This window comes from Microbulbifer sp. MKSA007 (genome assembly GCA_032615215.1).
GTDB lineage: Bacteria > Pseudomonadota > Gammaproteobacteria > Pseudomonadales > Cellvibrionaceae > Microbulbifer.
The window spans coordinates 2,557,435-2,574,094 of the sequence record CP128433.1 but is presented as its reverse complement, the minus strand read 5'-3'; the positions used below and the strand labels follow the sequence as shown (position 1 = coordinate 2,574,094).

Here is a 16,660-nt window from a genome sequence, read left to right as displayed (position 1 = left end):
TAAAAACAATAAGATACTATTTATTTGTCATATTATGGAGTTAAATTAACCATATAGAGTGGAAAGAGGTCAAGATAATTTTCTTGATATTTTTTAATTTTACACACAAATAGTACCAATCTATAGATAGCTATAATTGAGCTTGCCGTGTATTCATAATCTTGCAATGACTGTGAACATGACCGCAAGCGGATTGAATCCAGGATGGATGATCTAGTTTCAATCTTCGCTCTTGATATCGTGGTCTATGCAGTAATGAGTAACCGCTACCATATCGTAATTTTTATCGACCAAGAGAAAGCGTTGAGTTGGCCTGACTCCGATGTGATCTTTCATAGGCAAAAACTATTCAAGACTTACAAATTGGAGCTGCATAGTCTTAAAGGGGTACCCGCGATCACTGATAACTAAAGGGAATCATCGCTCTATGGCGAGATCGCTTGATGGATCTTAGCTGGTTTTTGCGCTGTTTAAACGAGTCTATAGCCCGTCAGGCCAATACTGAAGATAATTGTACAGGCCGCTTTTGGGAAGGTCGTTTCAAGTCCCAGGCTTTATTAGATGAAAGAGCCCTCGCCGCCTGTATGACCTATGTCGACCTCAACCCTATCCATGCCAATATGGCAAAAACGCCAGAAGATTCTAATCACACCTCGATCCAACAACGCATTCGTGCAGCAATCTCAGGTGAGTAGCCCAAAGACTTAATACCGTTTGTTGGCAATGAGCGCCTGAATAGGCCTAAAGGGCTGCCCTTTCGGCTGGATCACTATTTAGAGCTAGTGGACTGGAGTGGTCGACATCTAGACCCCAGAAAACGAGGTTATATTGCTGAAAGTACGCCACCCATCCTCAAACAACTAGGCATCTCACCAATACACTGGCTATACCTCAACAGAAACTTTGAAAGTCGCTTTAAAGGATTGGTGGGATCAGTAGAGACAGTACAGCAAGCCTGTATACAGCTCAATAAACGCTGGGTGCACGGTATAGGCGACTGTCGGCGCTTCCTTTCTTCAGCACCCTGCTAGTTACCACCCAATCTATCGATACTTCTCTTCCCGGCTTGTATCCAAACCACGATTTCCAACCCAAGTATATTTTCTCAGTCTTCCACTGCACCTTAACACTAAATCAGAAAGAAATAGTCGCTAGAGCTGGCACTAAAAACACGGCTCGCACTTCTCTCCAGTCTTTGGGTGTCCAGAATAATAGCTTATACACTAAGGGTTAGTCGCCACACGCCGACTCATAGTCATTTACATATTTTAAGTATGACTCAGGAATTTTGGTTGCATATTCTTGCAATTCATTTGATTTTATAAATTGCTGCCTTCTAGCTTCATCCAACGGACCAATTACTTTCTCTGTATCTAAATCTAAAAACCAATATTCCAAATGCTTTTTGTATATCGTGCCTTCGTCCCGTTTTCCATTGAAAGCATCGCACTCAATAACCGAAACATCCATTCGTGCTACATGCACCCAACTCCCTTCCTTTTTGACAAAAAACACTCCATAAGGAACTACCATTTTTAGTTGCTGATCTGGAGAGTCTTCTTTTGATATATGGCTATAAAAATCATCTGTTTTAGTATAAATAAATGGAGATAGTGGGTCACCCACAACCCAATACCCAAATACTAACAGAGCTAGTAATAGAGGTAAGCCAATCAAATAGACTCTTCTAGATAACATCATTTGAAAATCCTCACATTTACATCTCCGTAAAAATCTGTTTTATATCCTGTACCGCAATGTAAACAAGAAGTAGGTCCAGTTAACGTGTTTAGATTTCTGAGCCAATTTCCTTGATTTAACCAACTCTTCATATCAACAGTTAAGTACCGTGCATCCAACTTTACCTTTAACTCAAGGTCCGAATTTAACTCATATAGTAGACCCGTTTCTCCTTTATTAAGGAAGTACCCCTGTTTCGTTACCTCAGCAGCAATTTCATTTGCCCTTTGCTGTCGCATGTTTTGTGCAATTACTCCCTACACTCAATAAGAACTTCCGTATATCTTAATTTATCATTTACTTTTTCTTGATCTGCACCAACCGAGTGGGGAGCTAGCTTGAATTCCAAATAGTGTCTATAACCATAACCAACTTTTATGCTCTCAACCTGTGAGACTTCAAAATGACCATAATCGATATTTCTTCCATGAAATTCTAGTGAAGCAATATTAACGGGGATATCAAATAATTCCCAATCAATATCAAAGTTATTGTACGCATTCTCAGCGTACATCAATCCAACTCTTGAGTGATCTACTCGATAATTTGAGAAATTACTAAGTACATTTTCCACACCACTCCATAACTGCTCCAATAACACTTCGTCTTTAGATAAAGACTGCAAATTAGAACAAGGGGCTCTAGTAGCCGAATTAAACTGAATCACAAAATATGATGCAATTAGGAATAGCCCAAGAAAAAAATAACAGTAAAGTTAAAAAGTGTTGTGGTCAACTCCAACCGGACACTTCTTTAAGCACATTTCTCAAATTCGATAGGGGCTAGGTCTCCCAGTGTTGTATGTATTCTTCGTGAGTTGTAATAAGCAATATAGGCTCTTACATCTGCTACCGCATCCTCCCTTGTCGGATATAGGTTTCCCGTTACCCACTCCCGCTTCAGGCTGCTGAAGAAACGTTCAGTCGGTGCGTTGTCCCAACAATTTCCCTTACGGCTCATTGAACACACCATCCCATGCTGACTCAATAACGTTTGGTAGGTATGGCTGGCATACTGACTGCCACGATCAGAGTGATGCAGGAGACCTTTTGGGGGCGAACGCAAATTGACAGCCATCATCAACGCACGAGTTACCAGGGCCGTTTCCATCTTCCGATCTAGATGCCAACCAATAATCCGGCGCGAATAGAGATCAATCACTACCGCCAAGTACAACCAGCCCTGCGAAGTCCAAATATATGTAATATCAGTCGTCCAAACTTGATTTTTAGCACTCGGTGAGAACTCCCTATTCAGAAGGTTCTCTGCGACCGGCAGGTGATGTTTACTGTCTGTCGTCAGTGTAAATCGCTTCTTACGCTTTACTGCCAAGCCTAGCTTTTTCATGAGCTTGCGGACTCGATAGCGCCCGACTTCAAAGCCTTCTTTACGTAACAGCTTCATTAACCGACGACTTCCCAGGCTCTGTCTAGATTCTGCAAATAGGGCCTTCAAACGATGGCATAGTTGCCATGTTTGAGCATCTATTGAGCTATTACCACGGCAACACCAATCGTAATAACCAGTTTTACTTACTTGCATTACCCGGCAGAGCACCCTAACAGGAAAGCTGCCTTGCTGTTTTTCAATAAAGCTGTACTTTATTTCATTTCTTTCGCAAAGAAGGCGCTGGCCTTTTTTAGGATTTCTTTCTCCATCCGCAACTGCTTATTTTCACGTCGTAATCGCTCTAATTCTGCGCGCTCACCTACATCCAACCTCACACCGTCTTCTTCCTGCTTCAGTTCCTTTATCCAGCGTCGCAGGTTATTGGCTGTTGTTCCTACAACCTCTGCTGCTTTAGAAATTGAATACCCTTGCTCAGAGACTAGCGCTACGGCGTCTTTCTTAAATTCCGGCTTGAAATGCCGACGTGTACCTTTTGTTGTCATACTTCACCTCGCTTGGTAGTTTTACCATCTTAGCGAAGTGTCCGGAAGGATTAGACCACTACAAAGCTTATTAATCATTTACATCATCACTTAATATTGTAATAGTCTCGACCAAATCTTGACCAAAGCCCCCCGGTTTGTGCCTAATATAAATTGTAGCTTCCTTTACCAGCAAGAACATCATTTACATTCCAAGCGCCTACGAGTGTATTTAGAGTAGCTTCAGAAAATCCATAACGCCCAACAAATACACCAACACCAATATAGTTTATTTAACCCCCTTTGAAGACCCCAATATTATCAACATAAAATTCCTGATTAGCATATCCATATAAAAATGTGTCTGCCTTGCTAATGAAATTTTCTGAAAATTCAGAAATATTTATAGGGTTAACTCCATCAGCCTTAATACTCATATACTCTGCGATAGTAATTATATCTAGCTGACTTAACTGAATAGGCGTATCGGATCCTTCCTGGACACCTTTAAAAACCTTAAATCTAAGTAACTCGTAGCGCTGTTTCCACTTCTCTTGTGCACCATCATTTGAACTCGCAGCAGAAGCACCTCCCTCAGGTTGAGACTGATTAGCAGTAGTTACATCCCCCCTCTACTCTGCCCATCAGCCTGACTCTCCTCACTTGCCCCACCAGAACGACTCCCCTCACCGGCATCAGTAATAGCCTCTTGCCCTACGGTTATAGAGGAAGCCGATATGCTACCCCCACTACCTGATACATCAGCTTTCTGCCCTTTACTGCGATCAATCCTACTCGCCGCAGTACTGTGGCTCGGGGGACCTCTTCTCTTTTTCTGACTTTTTAATGCTCTCTGCCCACTCTCAGTTGTAGGATTATCCTCGCTCTTAGAGCGCCCATTGTGCTTCTGCCCGGTGTCACCGCCCTCTGGGGCATAGCCCGTAGGATCAGTCGCCGCCAATGGGTTATTCATCACATAGCTTTAGGCATTCAGGCTTTGGCTGTCCTGCGGGTCCAAAATAACCGGATCTGGAGAGAGGAAGCGGCCGAGCTGGTAATCATACACCCTGCCGCGCATATGAATCAGCTTTTGGTCGTTCAGGTGGCGGTGGCCAGTGAAACCCTGATCGGTGGTGTTAGAGCTATCCAGATTGTCCTGGCCCTGGAAGTCCCGACTTTGGCCGAAGGGATCGCAGCTGCGGAACTGCCGTACAAAATCACTATCACCGGGTTGCAGGTTGGCATCGACAATGGTGGTGATACTACCGAGGCGGTCTTGCAGTAGGATGCTCTGCTCGGTGGTTGAGTTTTCACGGGTAATTACCAGGTAGCCACCGTGGGTGGTGCGCTCTTTGGTAGAGCTGCTGGTAGTGATCTCTTCGTAATTGCCGATGTAGAGGGTGGTGGTAACGTTGCTTCCTTCTGTCTCCACTTTTTTATAGGCATCGATACCGGTGCCGTAGAAATACTCGGTGACGATACCATTGCGTTCGATACGATTGGCTTGGTTGTAGTTATCGTATCCCACACTGAGGCCATCAATACCGGTAATCAGGTTACCGGCATTGCCGCCGGCACTTCTAGCGCTGTTGCCGTAGCTCACGCTGGTGGCGTAGTCGCTTTTTGAAGTGAGATTACCGACGGCGTCGTAGGCGTAACTTACGCTGCGGTCGTACTGGGGGTAGTCACTGGAGGTGACAGTCTGGCTTTCCAGGCGGTGCAGCGTGTCGTAGCTGTAGGCGTAATCCAAGCCGTTGTGCTGGTGGGCTTCACCGGTAACGCTGCCCCAGGCGTTGTGGCGGTAGTCGATGGATTGGATCTGGTCCGATTGCAGGCAATTGACACCGCCGGCACAGATGCCGTCGATAATATCGCTGCCGGCATAGCGGCTGATCTTTTGCTCAATACCGCCCATAAACTGTTGGATAACCGGAGCACCGCTGACGGTGGTATCGGTGAGCGTCCAGGTGGTGACCCAGCTTTGATCCGCTTGGTAGTGCTGGTGCTGGTAGGCGTGGCCACGGCTGTTATAGCGGCTGCGGAAGATTTCCCCATCGGCGGCACGGGTGACGGTGGGCCGGTGGTAAGTGGTATCCCAAGCGGTTTTTTCCAGGAAGGCCTTGGCTTCGTCAATCACCGTGTAAGTAGCCGTCGGATGATAAGTGCCCGACTGGTATTCAAACAGGCGAATGTATTCTTCGTTGCGGGCTTCGGTGGTTAAGAGCCCGTAGTGGCCATTCTGGTCGTACAACCTGGCAATGGTATCGCCGTTGTTGACCGTGCCGGTAACCCGGCCGAGTTTATCGTAGAAGGTGTCGGTGATGCGGTTATTGGCATCGGTGCTGACAATACGCTCGCCGAAGGCGTTGTATTCAAAACTGCTGCGGCCGCTATTGAGACATTAATAATTTTTATTTTTTTAACGCTGTTTTTTAAATCAGAGAAGGTTCCAATTTAAGCTGCAATTTTTAATAGGAAATTGAGATTTTTATGGATGAAAGGCCGTAAAAATATAGGCACGAAAATGATCTTATTGGATTTTATTCAGTTTGTTTTAGTGTCAAAGCTGCGTAAAATTGATAGATATTTATCGATATTTTGGCCGTAATTGAGCATGCCTGAATAGGCTCGCAACCAAAAGATCAAGAAACCCAAGAGTTTTAAAACCCATCTCTCAAAGGAGAACGGTAGCGTGACGTAAGAGTAAGTAAAAGGCGCTGACCCAAGGTGGACCAACACCCGGGGCCAGCTAACCAAATTGATAAGCAAGTATCAAAGTGGCTCAGTGGATAATACGCTAGAAACCCGCTCGTCTTCAATAAAGTGGAGTACATTCAGAGGCTTGAAGAGGTTCTTCAAGCTCTGGCAGCGTTGCGTCCGCCTTTTCTTCTTCTACGCCTACCGTTCTCGTGCACCGCCCTTCACTTCTGCCTCGTATTACTTACCAAGCATCCCCCATGCGGAAGATCCGCATATGATTTTAGTTTCTGTAGGAAATGACCATGTTGATTTTAAAGCGTAAGACTGGCGAGAACTTGAGAATTGGAACCAATATCTCAGTTACAGTGTTGGAGGTTAAAGGCAATCAAGTAAAGATTGGGATCAATGCTCCCAAATCACTTTCCGTTCACCGTGAAGAGATTTATGTGCGTATAAAAAGGAGCAGGAAGTGAGAAACTGAACATGCCGAAAGGGCTGCCCTTTCGGCTGGATCACTATTTAGAACTAGTGGACGGGAGTGGTCAACATCTAGACCCCAGAAAACGAGGTTATATTGCTGAAAGCACGCCACCCATCCTCAAACGACTAGGCATCTCACCAATACACTGGCAACACCTCAACAAAAACTTTGAAAGTCGCTTTAAAGGATTGGTGGGATCAGTGGAGACAGTACAACAAGCCTGTATACAGCTCAATAAACGCTGGGTGCACGGTATAGGCGACTGTCGGCGCCTCCTTTCTGCAGCATCCTGCTAGTTACCACCCAGTCTATCGATACTTTTCCTCATGGCTTGCATCCAAACCACGATTTTTCAACCCCAAGTACATTTTCCCAGTCTTTCACTGCACCTTAACACTAAACCAGAAAGAAATAGTCGCTAGAGCTGGCACTAACAACACAGCTCACACCTCTCTCTAATCTTTGGGTGTCCAGAATTTACGCACCGTTTGATGAAGAGGAACGGAAAATCGCCAAGGCATTATTGGAAAGCTTGATTCTCAAGCACAATGCCCGGCGCGCCTTTGCGGATGATTTAAAGCCGACGGGAAGGCAGTAAAAACAAAAGCCCAGCGCTTGGCCGGGCTGTGAAGTACGAGGCCCGGCGCTGGACTCGTACCGGATAATAAAAGCCCCGGCAGATTACTCTGCTGGGGCTTTGGTGGTTTTTTCTTGGTGCAAACCTAAAGAGAGCCTCCTGCGCCTACCTCTAAATTTCCATAGAAAAACAAATTTAGCTTTCTTTAATGTAGATCACCTGTTCATATTCCTAAAGATCACCTTCTTCCAATATTTTTACTTCAGCAACTCTAGTTGGACCTTCATATAATTCAAAAATAGTGCCTTGTTGGAGGCGCTCATGCGGAGCATCTTCCACTAAAAAACTAGCAGTTCCTAAAGAAGGATTCCCCTGTTTAACAGGAGCCTTATCGAATTCAAGCAACATGCTCCAAGCATGTTCTAACCAAGTATCTTTATCTTCAATAAATTTAGATACAGTAGAATACCTTAGTGCAGCAGGTAAATTTTCGGCCTTTTTACCCAACCAATTTACTGAAACCCTTACTTGCTTTGTCATCATTCAATTACCGAAATTATTGCATTCTTGAGCTGGTCCAGCTCGCCATATCGCGCAGGACCAATGCCATCAAGACTATTCCATCTCATTAAGCTACCTGCATCATTTGCTGGTAGTTGAACTCTCAACAAATGGTAGTTCCCGGCTCCATCCATAACCTCTCCCCACCTTGCGGCATCATTTAAATTCTCGGCAAAAAACTTTCCACCAAGCGAATTAGGACCGGCTTCAAAACTCCCTGTTCTTCTAATCTGAGCTAATTCATCAGCAGATACTGCACGATATAAATCAACCATTTCATCCCCTTTGGTTAGCGTCTTACCAAAGGGAATCATCCCTAATAAAATACCTCCCCCTTCAAGCCATCGATTGACAGGTTCTCCTGTTATCAAATCAGTGCCGGTAAAAACTTGCCCCAAGCTTTTTGCTGAGCCAACTCCCGGAAATAAATCTGCAATTAACGATGCACCTGCATCAACCCCAGAACCGTCAAACTCAAAATTTGAAGTCGGGTGGCACGAATCGCAAGCGACATTGGAAGACCCAGTAATGGGCATGGAATCACCACTCTGCCCATCAGCCTGACTCTCCTCACTTGCTCCTCCACTGCGGCTTCCCTCACCTGCACTAGTAATAGCCTCTTGCCCTACGGCTATAGAGGAAACCGATATGCTGCCCCCATTACCATCAACTCCAACGGGAACCTTCCCTACAGGTATCTTAATCCTACTATTATTCAGCTTTTTATATACTGTCTTAGTCTTTACAGCCTTCTGCCCACTCTCAGTTGTAGGGTTATCCTCACTCTTAGAGCGCCCATTGTGCTTTTGCCCCGTATCACCTTTATTTTCCACATAACCCGTAGGATCAGTCGCAGCCAATGGATTATTCATCACATAGCTGTAGGCATTCAGGCTCTGGCTGTCCTGTGGGTCCAAAATAACCGGATCTGGAGAGAGGAAGCGGCCGAGCTGGTAATCATACACCCTGCCGCGCATATGAATCAGCTTTTGGTCGTTCAGGTGGCGGTGGCCAGTAAAGCCCTGATCGGTTGTGTTAAAGCTATCCAGGTTGTCCTGCCCCTGGAAGTCCCGGCTTTGGCCGAAGGGATCGTAGCTGCGGAACTGCCTGACAAAATCACTATCCCCGGGTTGCAGGTTCGCATCGACAATAGTGGTGATACTGCCGAGGCGGTCTTTTAACAGGATGCTCTGCTCTATGGTGTCGTTTTCACGGGTAATTACCAGGTAGCCACCGTGGGTGGTGCGCTCTTTAGTAGAGCTGTCGGTAGTGATCTCTTCGTAATTGCCGATATAGAGGGTGGTGGTAACGTCGCTACCCTCTGTCTCCACTTTTTTATAGGCATCGATACCGGTGCCGTAGAAGTACTCGGTGACGATACCATTGCGTTCAATACGGTTGGCTTGGTTGTAGCTGTCATATCCCACACTGAGGCCGTCGATACCGGTAATCAGGTTGCCGGCGTTATCGTAGACCAGGCTGTGGCTTTGGCCATCGGTGGTGGTGACTTGACGCACGGCGTGGGGACCGGCATTGCCGCCGGCACTTCTGGCACTATTGCCGTAGCTCACGCTGGTGGCGTAGTCGCTTTTTGAAGTGAGATTACCGACGGCGTCGTAGGTGTAGCTTACGCTGCGGTCGTACTGGGGGTAGTCACTGGAGGTGACAGTCTGGCTTTCCAGGCGGTGTAGCGTGTCGTAGCTGTAGGCGTAATCCAGGCCGTTGTGCTGGTGGGCTTCACCGGTGACACTGCCCCAGGCGTTGTGGCGGTAGTCGATGGATTGGATCTGGTCCGATTGCAGGCAATTGACACCGCCGGCACAGATACCATCGATGATATCGCTGCCGGCATAGCGGCTGACCTTTTGCTCAATCCCGCCCATAAACTGCTGGATCACCGGGGCACCGCTGGCCGTGGCGTCGGTGAGGGTCCAAGTGGAAGCCCAGCTTTGATCTGCTTGATAGTGTTGGTGCTGGTAGGCGTGGCCACGGCTGTTATAGCGGCTGCGGAAGATTTCCCCATCGGCAGCGCGGGTGACGGTGGGCCGGTGATAGTTACTATCCCAGGCGGTTTCTTCCAGGAAGGCTTTGGCTTCGTCGATCACCGTGTAGGTGGTCGTTGGGTGATAAGTGCCCGACTGGTATTCAAACAGGCGGATATAGTCTTCGTTGCGAGCTTCGGTGGTTAAGAGCCCGTAATGGCCATTCTGGTCGTACAACCTGGCAATGGTATCGCCGTTGTTGACCGTGCCGGTAACCCGGCCGAGCTTGTCATAAAAGGTGTCAGTGATGCGGTTATTGGCATCGGTGCTGGCAATACGCTCGCCGAAGGCGTTGTATTCGAAACTGCTGCGGCCACTATTGGGGTCGTCCACGGCGGTAACTTCACCGAAGCCGTTGTATTCGTAGCGAATATCATTGGCTGCTGCGTCGACTAAAGACACCAGTCGGCCGGCACCGTCGTAGCGGTAGTAGGTCTTGCCGCCTTTAGCATCTTGGGTGTAGACCAGCTTTTTATTCGCGGCAAAAGCCTTAAACATGGAGAGACTGGCCCCATCACCATTGACGACATCTACGGCTACCCCTGTGCGGCTATAGGTGTAGGTAGTGGTAAAGCTAAGCGGGTTATTGTAGCGGTGATGCTTGCCGGCCCGGTTCATATCGTCGAACTCAGACCAGGTTTCATAGGTGGTAGTGGCGCCATCGTAGTGCGGTTCTTCCGTACGAACCAAATTGCCGCGCTGATCGTACTCTTTATTGGCAACCACAGTGCGTCCATCGAAGCCCAGGGTTTCAGTGCGAAGGGTGCGGCCGAGGCTGTCCAGGTATTCGGTTACCGGTGGGCTGCCCAGACTCCAGGTGACGGATTTTTGCAGGGCATTCTGTGGACAGGAGGCATCACACCAGGCGCGGCGGCTTTGGGTGATGGGGGCCGCATCGGAGGTGACCGTGAGCGGTTGACCAAAGTCGTTCAGCGTGGTGTCCGCTTGGCGATTCAGGGGGTCGGTGGTCGAAACTACAGTACCAAACCAGGGGTTGGTGGTTTGATAGCTCCTTGTGCCACTACCCCATTCGTTGTTGTACGTCGATTCAACAAAATAACCTTCGGAGTCGTAAACGTTGGTAGCAACCCGGTTTGCGTCACTGCCACCCTGCTTGGTGGAGCTTAATACATTGCCGTATTGATCAAAGCTCAGTACTACCGCTTTGGTAAGGGTACTGCCACTGGCGGTAATTTCGGTGCGTTTGGGCGCACAGTTTTCGAAGCTGCTGAAATCACTGCGAACATCCTGATCTGTTGTGTTAAGGCTACCAATCCCCACATCGTAATTATTGCGCTGGCTAACCACCCGGGTATAAACCGGGGTGTTGCGACAGCTGGCTGAAGTAGAAAATTCGGCGGTGGTGGTTTGGCTTGAGCGGCCGTAGGGGTCCACTTCTACAAGGACCGCCTCAATTTGGTTGCCCAGGCTGTCGTAGTCACTGGCGTTGGTGACAGTAGCGGCAAGGCCATTATCCACGATTTCATATTCTTTGGTGGTGTCGCCAGTAGTGCGTGGCAGATAGGTGCCACTGGGCTGGCCAAAGCTATATTTTTTACTGTCGACCTGGTAATCGAAGAACAGGATATCATCGCCACTGTACTGCTGGCGGCTTTCCAGTATGCCGGTATAGGGGAATGCCTGATAGAAGGTACTGATATCCCGGTTGCCGGTGATCATTTCTTCGCGGGCAATTTCTCGGAAGCCGGCAAAGCCCCTGCCCTCCAGGTGTGCGACGGCGCCTTTATAGGTGTAGCGCTCTTCATTAAAACCACCAATACCATTGTCGGATGCCACACTTTTAACGATCCGCATGCCGTTAATAAAGTTGGTATAGGGGTGCGATTGGGTCTCGGCATTGGGGGTATAGATGCGCTCGCCGTTATCGTGTTGCGATACCAGGGTGGCGTAGTTGATGCGGTGCCGTTCGATACGCTCACCGGCCAATTTGATCCCGGTCACCAGGTCATGCTGGCTGCGATTACCAAGATACAGATACACGCCGGGAGTTGGGCCGCGGTAAGTATAAGTCTTGCCGCTGGCACCGAGATAGGCACCGTAATCCGTTACCCCATCGCCATTCACATCTGCCTGGAATAGATTTTCCTGGTGAGACTGAATACCAAGATTCTGCTCGGTATAGCTGAGGCCATTCTCGTCATAGGTGGCGATATAGGCAGACCACTCGTGGACATCGTACTGTACGGGCGCCGCTTCAAGCTCCGTATCAATGTTGCAGGGATTATTTTCGTAGGAACCATTGTCACAAACGGATTTGGAGGCAATTCGGCTGGGTGCCATTAAGTCTTCAATGCCATCGTGGTTAATATCCACCGCGAACGCCAGGTGGTTCCAGGCGTAGGCGCCGTTGGAGGTGTTACCAGCCATCGTACGTATGGAGGCAAACTCTTCCAAGCCGGTACTGGCGAAGCTGGTAAAAGTCCCATCCCCTTTATTGAGGGAGTAATACCATTCGTACTCAAGTTTATTGGGCGAGCTTAAGGCCAGAAGGTCCTGGAGGCCGTCTCCATTTACATCTGCCCATTTAATGGTGGTGCGGCCATCAGAGTAACGGTCTCCAACTAGGCCAGATACAGTGGTCGTACGCTCTGCGCTGACAGACCAGTTTCCACCACTGTCAGTAACTTTATACCAGTAAATTTTATTATCTGACTTTAACAGAGAGGCATTAACAAGAACGTCCTTAACACCGTCGCCGTCCAGGTCCCGCATACTAATGGCACCGTGGGCTCCCGCTTCAAATTGAGCTTGCTTAACCAAACTGCCAGATACGTTGCGATAAAGGTTGTAGGTATATTTGAAACTACTGAGCTTCTCATCCGGCATTAGAATATCGATGGCACCGTCGCCATCGATGTCAGACGCTGCACTTTCACAGAAATTGGCCATTGCCCGTGCCGCAGGGTTAGCGGGAATCGCTACTGCGTATTCACACTGGGACTGAATGCCCGTATCAATAACCTTAAAGCTGGAGCTGTTGGAATCCCAGGTTGCGTACTTCAGCTTTTTATCACTGGTGGTAAACAGTAAATCATCACGGCCATCCAGATTGATATCGATACGGGATTCATCAAACTGGTTGGACAAACTCTTAAGATCATTAATTTCCGGGTAGTCTACCCACTGTTGCTCAGAGGAGAGGTAGATTCCCTGATCCCGTGCCCAGATATCAAACAGGCCATCGCCATCAAAATCCCGTCCACCCACGGCCTGGGTAGCCAGGCCATCTTCGTGCTCAACAAAGTTCGGCTCAATATCAACGGCGGGAATATCCGAGCCTAACAGGGACTCTTCCTGCCCCCACTCAATATCATTCACCGTACAATTTGAGCTGGTTGGACAGTAACTCAGGCTAACAAGGCGATCAATCGCACTATCATTAGCATAATCAAAGCGATATTCGTGGCCAGCCACTCCATCAATGTAAATTCTTAATTTCTCAAGGCGGCTTGCGCTTACAACCTCTCCTCCGCGAACAAACTGGTTGCGGTAACGGTTGGCAGTTTCATAGATAAAATCTACTTCCCTACTACCATAAGTTCCTTGGTAGCCAGTGTAATAAATTGCATCCAAACGGTGCTCACCGCTGATCGTTTGGTACTTCCAGGCAATGTTGTTACCAAAAGCATCTTCTTGCCAAGCCTGCTTCCAAGCCATAGGAACCGAAATGCCACTGGGAACAAATACCGCATTATTGCCTCCACCAAACGTCAGAATTTGGTTGTTTTTCGTCTCTACTTCAAAGTATGAGGAACTTGAACTTATTGCTCCCCCTTTTGAGTAATCTTACTGCCATCATAGATTTCAGTGGCATAAACAGCCCCAGATTGCCCATACGAACCCGATACCAAAATCAAGCGCTGGCCGTTAAGACAGAGCTTATCGCTGGAATCAAACTGAACAGGTGTTGACTTACCGTCAACTGCAAAGGTTTTCTGGCAACGGCTCACCGCACCACCAGTACCTATTGACCAACCAAAGCCGAGATTGCCATGCCCGGACTGGCTGCTATAGCTCGCGCTAAGTCCAGGCGCCATACCATTTCTGCCTGGGGGCAATGCGACAGGGAAACTGTAATTTACCGCACCACCATTAACAGAGATATTGCCCTCCCAAATGGCAACACTCTCATCAGATGGGATACTGAAGGTGCTATCTTGGGTAGCAGCTGCCAGTGCGGCCAGGTTTTCTTCAGAGGCATCGAAGTCAAAGATATAAGCCATCACTTCATCGGAAAACGCCGAGCAATAATCATTCATATCAGAAAGGCAGGCGGCCAACTGGTACTTCTGGTATCCATTAGAGGCACCAGACAAGGTATGGCTATTTCCACTTAGGGGGCCTGGGTCTGCAAAGTTAGTATCAGTGGAGCTGATAAGCTTGAAGTAGTCAGAATCACCGGCAGCCTCACCCCACCACAGCTCAACTTCGCCATCTTTACCGATATGATTTACAAACAGCTCTGGAGCCTCAGGTTTTTCATAGACCTCAACATCAACCTGACTCCAAGGGCCGGGGCCGGAGTCATTGCGAGCACGAACCTGGAAGGTGTATGTCCCTGAGTTGGATAAGGTTACGGAGTCCCCATTGTTGATAGAGGTCCAGCCGCCTGTGCTCTTATACTGAAGCTCATAGGAATCAACATGTACATTCGTTAAAGAAGTGTATGACGCAGTAACTGATTCATTTTGCCATTTTTTTGTGGCGCTAACGTTGAGTTCCATCGTCGTTGGTAGCGGTAATGTCACCTCAACATCTATTGAACCAACATCAAAATAATCAAATTCAGAGCCGTCACCACTGACATCAACAAGTTGTTTTATCTGATAGTGATAAGTGCCATTTTTGATTTTTACGTAGTCTTTACTTCTTGAAACCTTACTTGCCGAAGTTTCGTTGGAAACACCGCTATATGTCTCAGTTATTATAAAGTTATGCCCATGATCTTCATTCACAGGCAACCAGCGAAGCGTGTAATTTCCTTCTGATGGTGATGGCTCCACCATTATGTCTGTAGAAGTTACAGTGACAATATTTGAAACACCGCCACATCCTGCGGCATTACAAGCTGACACGCGGTAAGAATAGCTTCCTGACTTAACAATACTCAGTACATCTTGAGTAATCCCAAAGTCTACTCTTTCTCGTTCAGACCAAGAGTCACTGCCATACTTTTCTTCAATTTTATACTCATCGAAAGAACCACTGGAAGGTGGATTCCAGTTCAATGTCACACTGGACGTGACTTGTGGCGCAGAAGAAGAAAGCCCGCTAACTGCACTGGGCAAATGAAGCACAGAAAATGCTGCACTTGTTTTAACGCTACCACAACCCGTGTCATTACAGGCTTTTACCTGATACTGGTATTGCGCCTCATCTTGCCCGCTAAATTCCTTTGAACGACTTGTACCGTTGTTTATCCAGCTTCCCCAACTGCCATCTTTTTGCTGCCGATATTCATAATGAGCAACAGTACCAGAAGCCGCTTCCCACTCAATAGTGTAAGAGCCACTGGTGTTGTATGAACTTGGCACACTAATCGAGTCAGTCACTCCCGGTATTTTCAGCACATTAAAGGAACTACTGGTTTTACTGCCACTACACCCAGAGTCATTACAAGCCCGAACCTGGTATATATATGTACCGTCTCCAATTCCCGTGAATGAGTTAGATCTACCTGTACCTACATCAACCCAGTTACCCCAGGTGCCATTATGTGATTGGCGATATTGATAGTGGTTCACGATGCCGCTGGCTGATCCCCAGCTAATACTGAATGCACCATCAGTATCAGTTGAAGACGGCACCGTAATCGAGCTTGGAGCCCCAGGTAAAGGAACGGTAACCGTTACTGATACCGGGTAGCCCAGTGAATATTCCTTTCTGACAAATTCAGCAAGTGACGAATCATAGGTTTCACCTATGGCATATACTTGATAGTCGTAAGTACCATTTCTAGTTTTACTAAAGGTTTTTGAGAGAACAATTGTATCCTCCGAATATTCAGTTTCTACATTATTGAATGTTTCAATAACTTTGTAGCTAAACTTAACATTCGGGTGGACTGCCCAGCTGACAGTATAATTTCCCTCCGATGACGAAGGGTTAACCATAATATACTTTGCTTCTACTGTGATTGTATTTGAAACACTGCCGCAACCTGCAGCGTTACAGGCTGATACTCGATAGGAAAGACTACCCGAGAAATCAGTGTCCAGTGTTTCTTGCGTGGTTCCAGAACCTACCCTCTCTGCCTCAGACCATGAGCCACTGTTAAATTTTTGTTCAATTTTATATTCATCAAAAGATCCACTAGCAGGTGGGTTCCAGCTTAGGGTCACACTGGAAGTCACTTGTGTCGTGGAGGGAGAGAGCCCGCTAACTGCGCTGGGCAGATAGAGTACAGAAAAAGATCCACTGGTTCTGGTGTTACTACAGCCTGTGGCATTACAGGCTCTCACCTGATATTTGTATTGTTCTTCGGCCTGCCCAGAAAAAGATTTGGTGCGACTGGTGCCATTACTAGACCAGCTTCCCCAACTCCCCTTTCTGTTGTCGATATTGGTAATATTCAACAGTTCCCGAGCTTGTTCCCCATGTAACATTGTAAGACCCTGAAGTGTTATACCCACTGGGAACACTTATAGAGCTGGGGGTACCGGGCTTT

The 16,660-nt window shown here is 47.4% G+C and carries 13 protein-coding genes; 4 read left to right on the top strand and 9 right to left on the bottom strand.

All coding sequences use genetic code 11. The annotated features are described in order from the left end of the window. Window positions 1–204: 204 nt before the first annotated feature. Entirely contained in the window at window positions 205–411 is a 207-nt protein-coding gene (locus tag QT397_14350) for a hypothetical protein (GenBank protein ID WNZ58468.1), read from the top strand. 29 nt (window positions 412–440) lie between these two features. Next, window positions 441–695: a hypothetical protein gene (locus QT397_14345; protein WNZ58467.1), complete on the top strand. Its 255-nt coding sequence runs from the start codon at window positions 441–443 to the stop codon at window positions 693–695. 535 nt (window positions 696–1,230) lie between these two features. On the opposite strand, the gene QT397_14340 is transcribed toward QT397_14345, so the two are convergent. From QT397_14340 to QT397_14315, 6 genes are all read right to left on the bottom strand, one after another. Next, entirely contained in the window at window positions 1,231–1,701 is a 471-nt protein-coding gene (locus tag QT397_14340; GenBank protein ID WNZ58466.1) for a hypothetical protein, read from the bottom strand. A gap of 289 nt (window positions 1,702–1,990) precedes the next feature. Beyond that, a complete protein-coding gene (locus tag QT397_14335; protein WNZ58465.1) occupies window positions 1,991–2,314 on the bottom strand; it encodes a hypothetical protein in 324 nt (107 codons plus the stop codon). A gap of 179 nt (window positions 2,315–2,493) precedes the next feature. Beyond that, a protein-coding gene (locus tag QT397_14330) for an IS3 family transposase (GenBank protein ID WNZ58464.1) occupies window positions 2,494–3,632 on the bottom strand; the annotation gives its coding sequence in 2 pieces (ribosomal slippage) (window positions 2,494–3,383 and window positions 3,383–3,632; 1,140 coding nt in all). Window positions 3,633–3,904: 272 nt separating this feature from the next. Continuing rightward, complete coding sequence (locus QT397_14325; GenBank protein ID WNZ58463.1) at window positions 3,905–4,048, bottom strand: hypothetical protein; 144 nt, start codon at window positions 4,046–4,048, stop codon at window positions 3,905–3,907. Window positions 4,049–4,230: 182 nt separating this feature from the next. Further along, entirely contained in the window at window positions 4,231–4,584 is a 354-nt protein-coding gene (locus QT397_14320) for a hypothetical protein (protein WNZ58462.1), read from the bottom strand. Window positions 4,585–4,593: 9 nt separating this feature from the next. After that, window positions 4,594–5,862, bottom strand: coding sequence for an RHS repeat-associated core domain-containing protein (locus QT397_14315; GenBank protein ID WNZ58461.1), 1,269 nt, complete (start codon window positions 5,860–5,862; stop codon window positions 4,594–4,596). Between QT397_14315 and QT397_14310 the strand changes: the two genes are divergently transcribed. Both QT397_14310 and csrA read left to right on the top strand, forming a co-directional pair. Continuing rightward, entirely contained in the window at window positions 5,842–6,069 is a 228-nt protein-coding gene (locus QT397_14310; GenBank protein WNZ58460.1) for a hypothetical protein, read from the top strand. The two genes, QT397_14315 and QT397_14310, sit on opposite strands and share 21 nt — an antisense overlap. A gap of 544 nt (window positions 6,070–6,613) precedes the next feature. Then, entirely contained in the window at window positions 6,614–6,784 is a 171-nt protein-coding gene (gene csrA / locus QT397_14305; protein WNZ58459.1) for a carbon storage regulator CsrA, read from the top strand. Between the two features lie 816 nt (window positions 6,785–7,600). On the opposite strand, the gene QT397_14300 is transcribed toward csrA, so the two are convergent. The 3 genes from QT397_14300 to QT397_14290 form a co-directional block, all read right to left on the bottom strand. Next, window positions 7,601–7,912, bottom strand: coding sequence for a hypothetical protein (locus tag QT397_14300; GenBank protein ID WNZ58458.1), 312 nt, complete (start codon window positions 7,910–7,912; stop codon window positions 7,601–7,603). Further along, window positions 7,909–13,650, bottom strand: a complete 5,742-nt coding sequence (locus tag QT397_14295; protein WNZ58457.1) for an FG-GAP-like repeat-containing protein — start codon at window positions 13,648–13,650, stop codon at window positions 7,909–7,911. Before QT397_14295 ends, QT397_14300 begins: the two co-directional genes overlap by 4 nt. 104 nt (window positions 13,651–13,754) lie before the next feature. Continuing rightward, complete coding sequence (locus QT397_14290) at window positions 13,755–16,598, bottom strand: SpvB/TcaC N-terminal domain-containing protein (protein WNZ58456.1); 2,844 nt, start codon at window positions 16,596–16,598, stop codon at window positions 13,755–13,757. Window positions 16,599–16,660: the final 62 nt, after the last annotated feature.

What these genes read in the sequence shown, in the direction of transcription:
- QT397_14295 (WNZ58457.1), bottom strand. Translation starts at nt 13,650, where the DNA reads ATGGCTTGGAAGCAGGCTTGGCAAGAAGATGCTTTTGGTAACAACATT.
- QT397_14340 (WNZ58466.1), bottom strand. Translation starts at nt 1,701, where the DNA reads ATGATGTTATCTAGAAGAGTCTATTTGATTGGCTTACCTCTATTACTA.
- QT397_14290 (WNZ58456.1), bottom strand. Translation starts at nt 16,598, where the DNA reads ATGTTACATGGGGAACAAGCTCGGGAACTGTTGAATATTACCAATATC.
- QT397_14320 (WNZ58462.1), bottom strand. Translation starts at nt 4,584, where the DNA reads ATGAATAACCCATTGGCGGCGACTGATCCTACGGGCTATGCCCCAGAG.
- QT397_14350 (WNZ58468.1), top strand. Translation starts at nt 205, where the DNA reads ATGGATGATCTAGTTTCAATCTTCGCTCTTGATATCGTGGTCTATGCA.
- csrA (WNZ58459.1), top strand. Translation starts at nt 6,614, where the DNA reads ATGTTGATTTTAAAGCGTAAGACTGGCGAGAACTTGAGAATTGGAACC.
- QT397_14300 (WNZ58458.1), bottom strand. Translation starts at nt 7,912, where the DNA reads ATGATGACAAAGCAAGTAAGGGTTTCAGTAAATTGGTTGGGTAAAAAG.
- QT397_14325 (WNZ58463.1), bottom strand. Translation starts at nt 4,048, where the DNA reads ATGAGTATTAAGGCTGATGGAGTTAACCCTATAAATATTTCTGAATTT.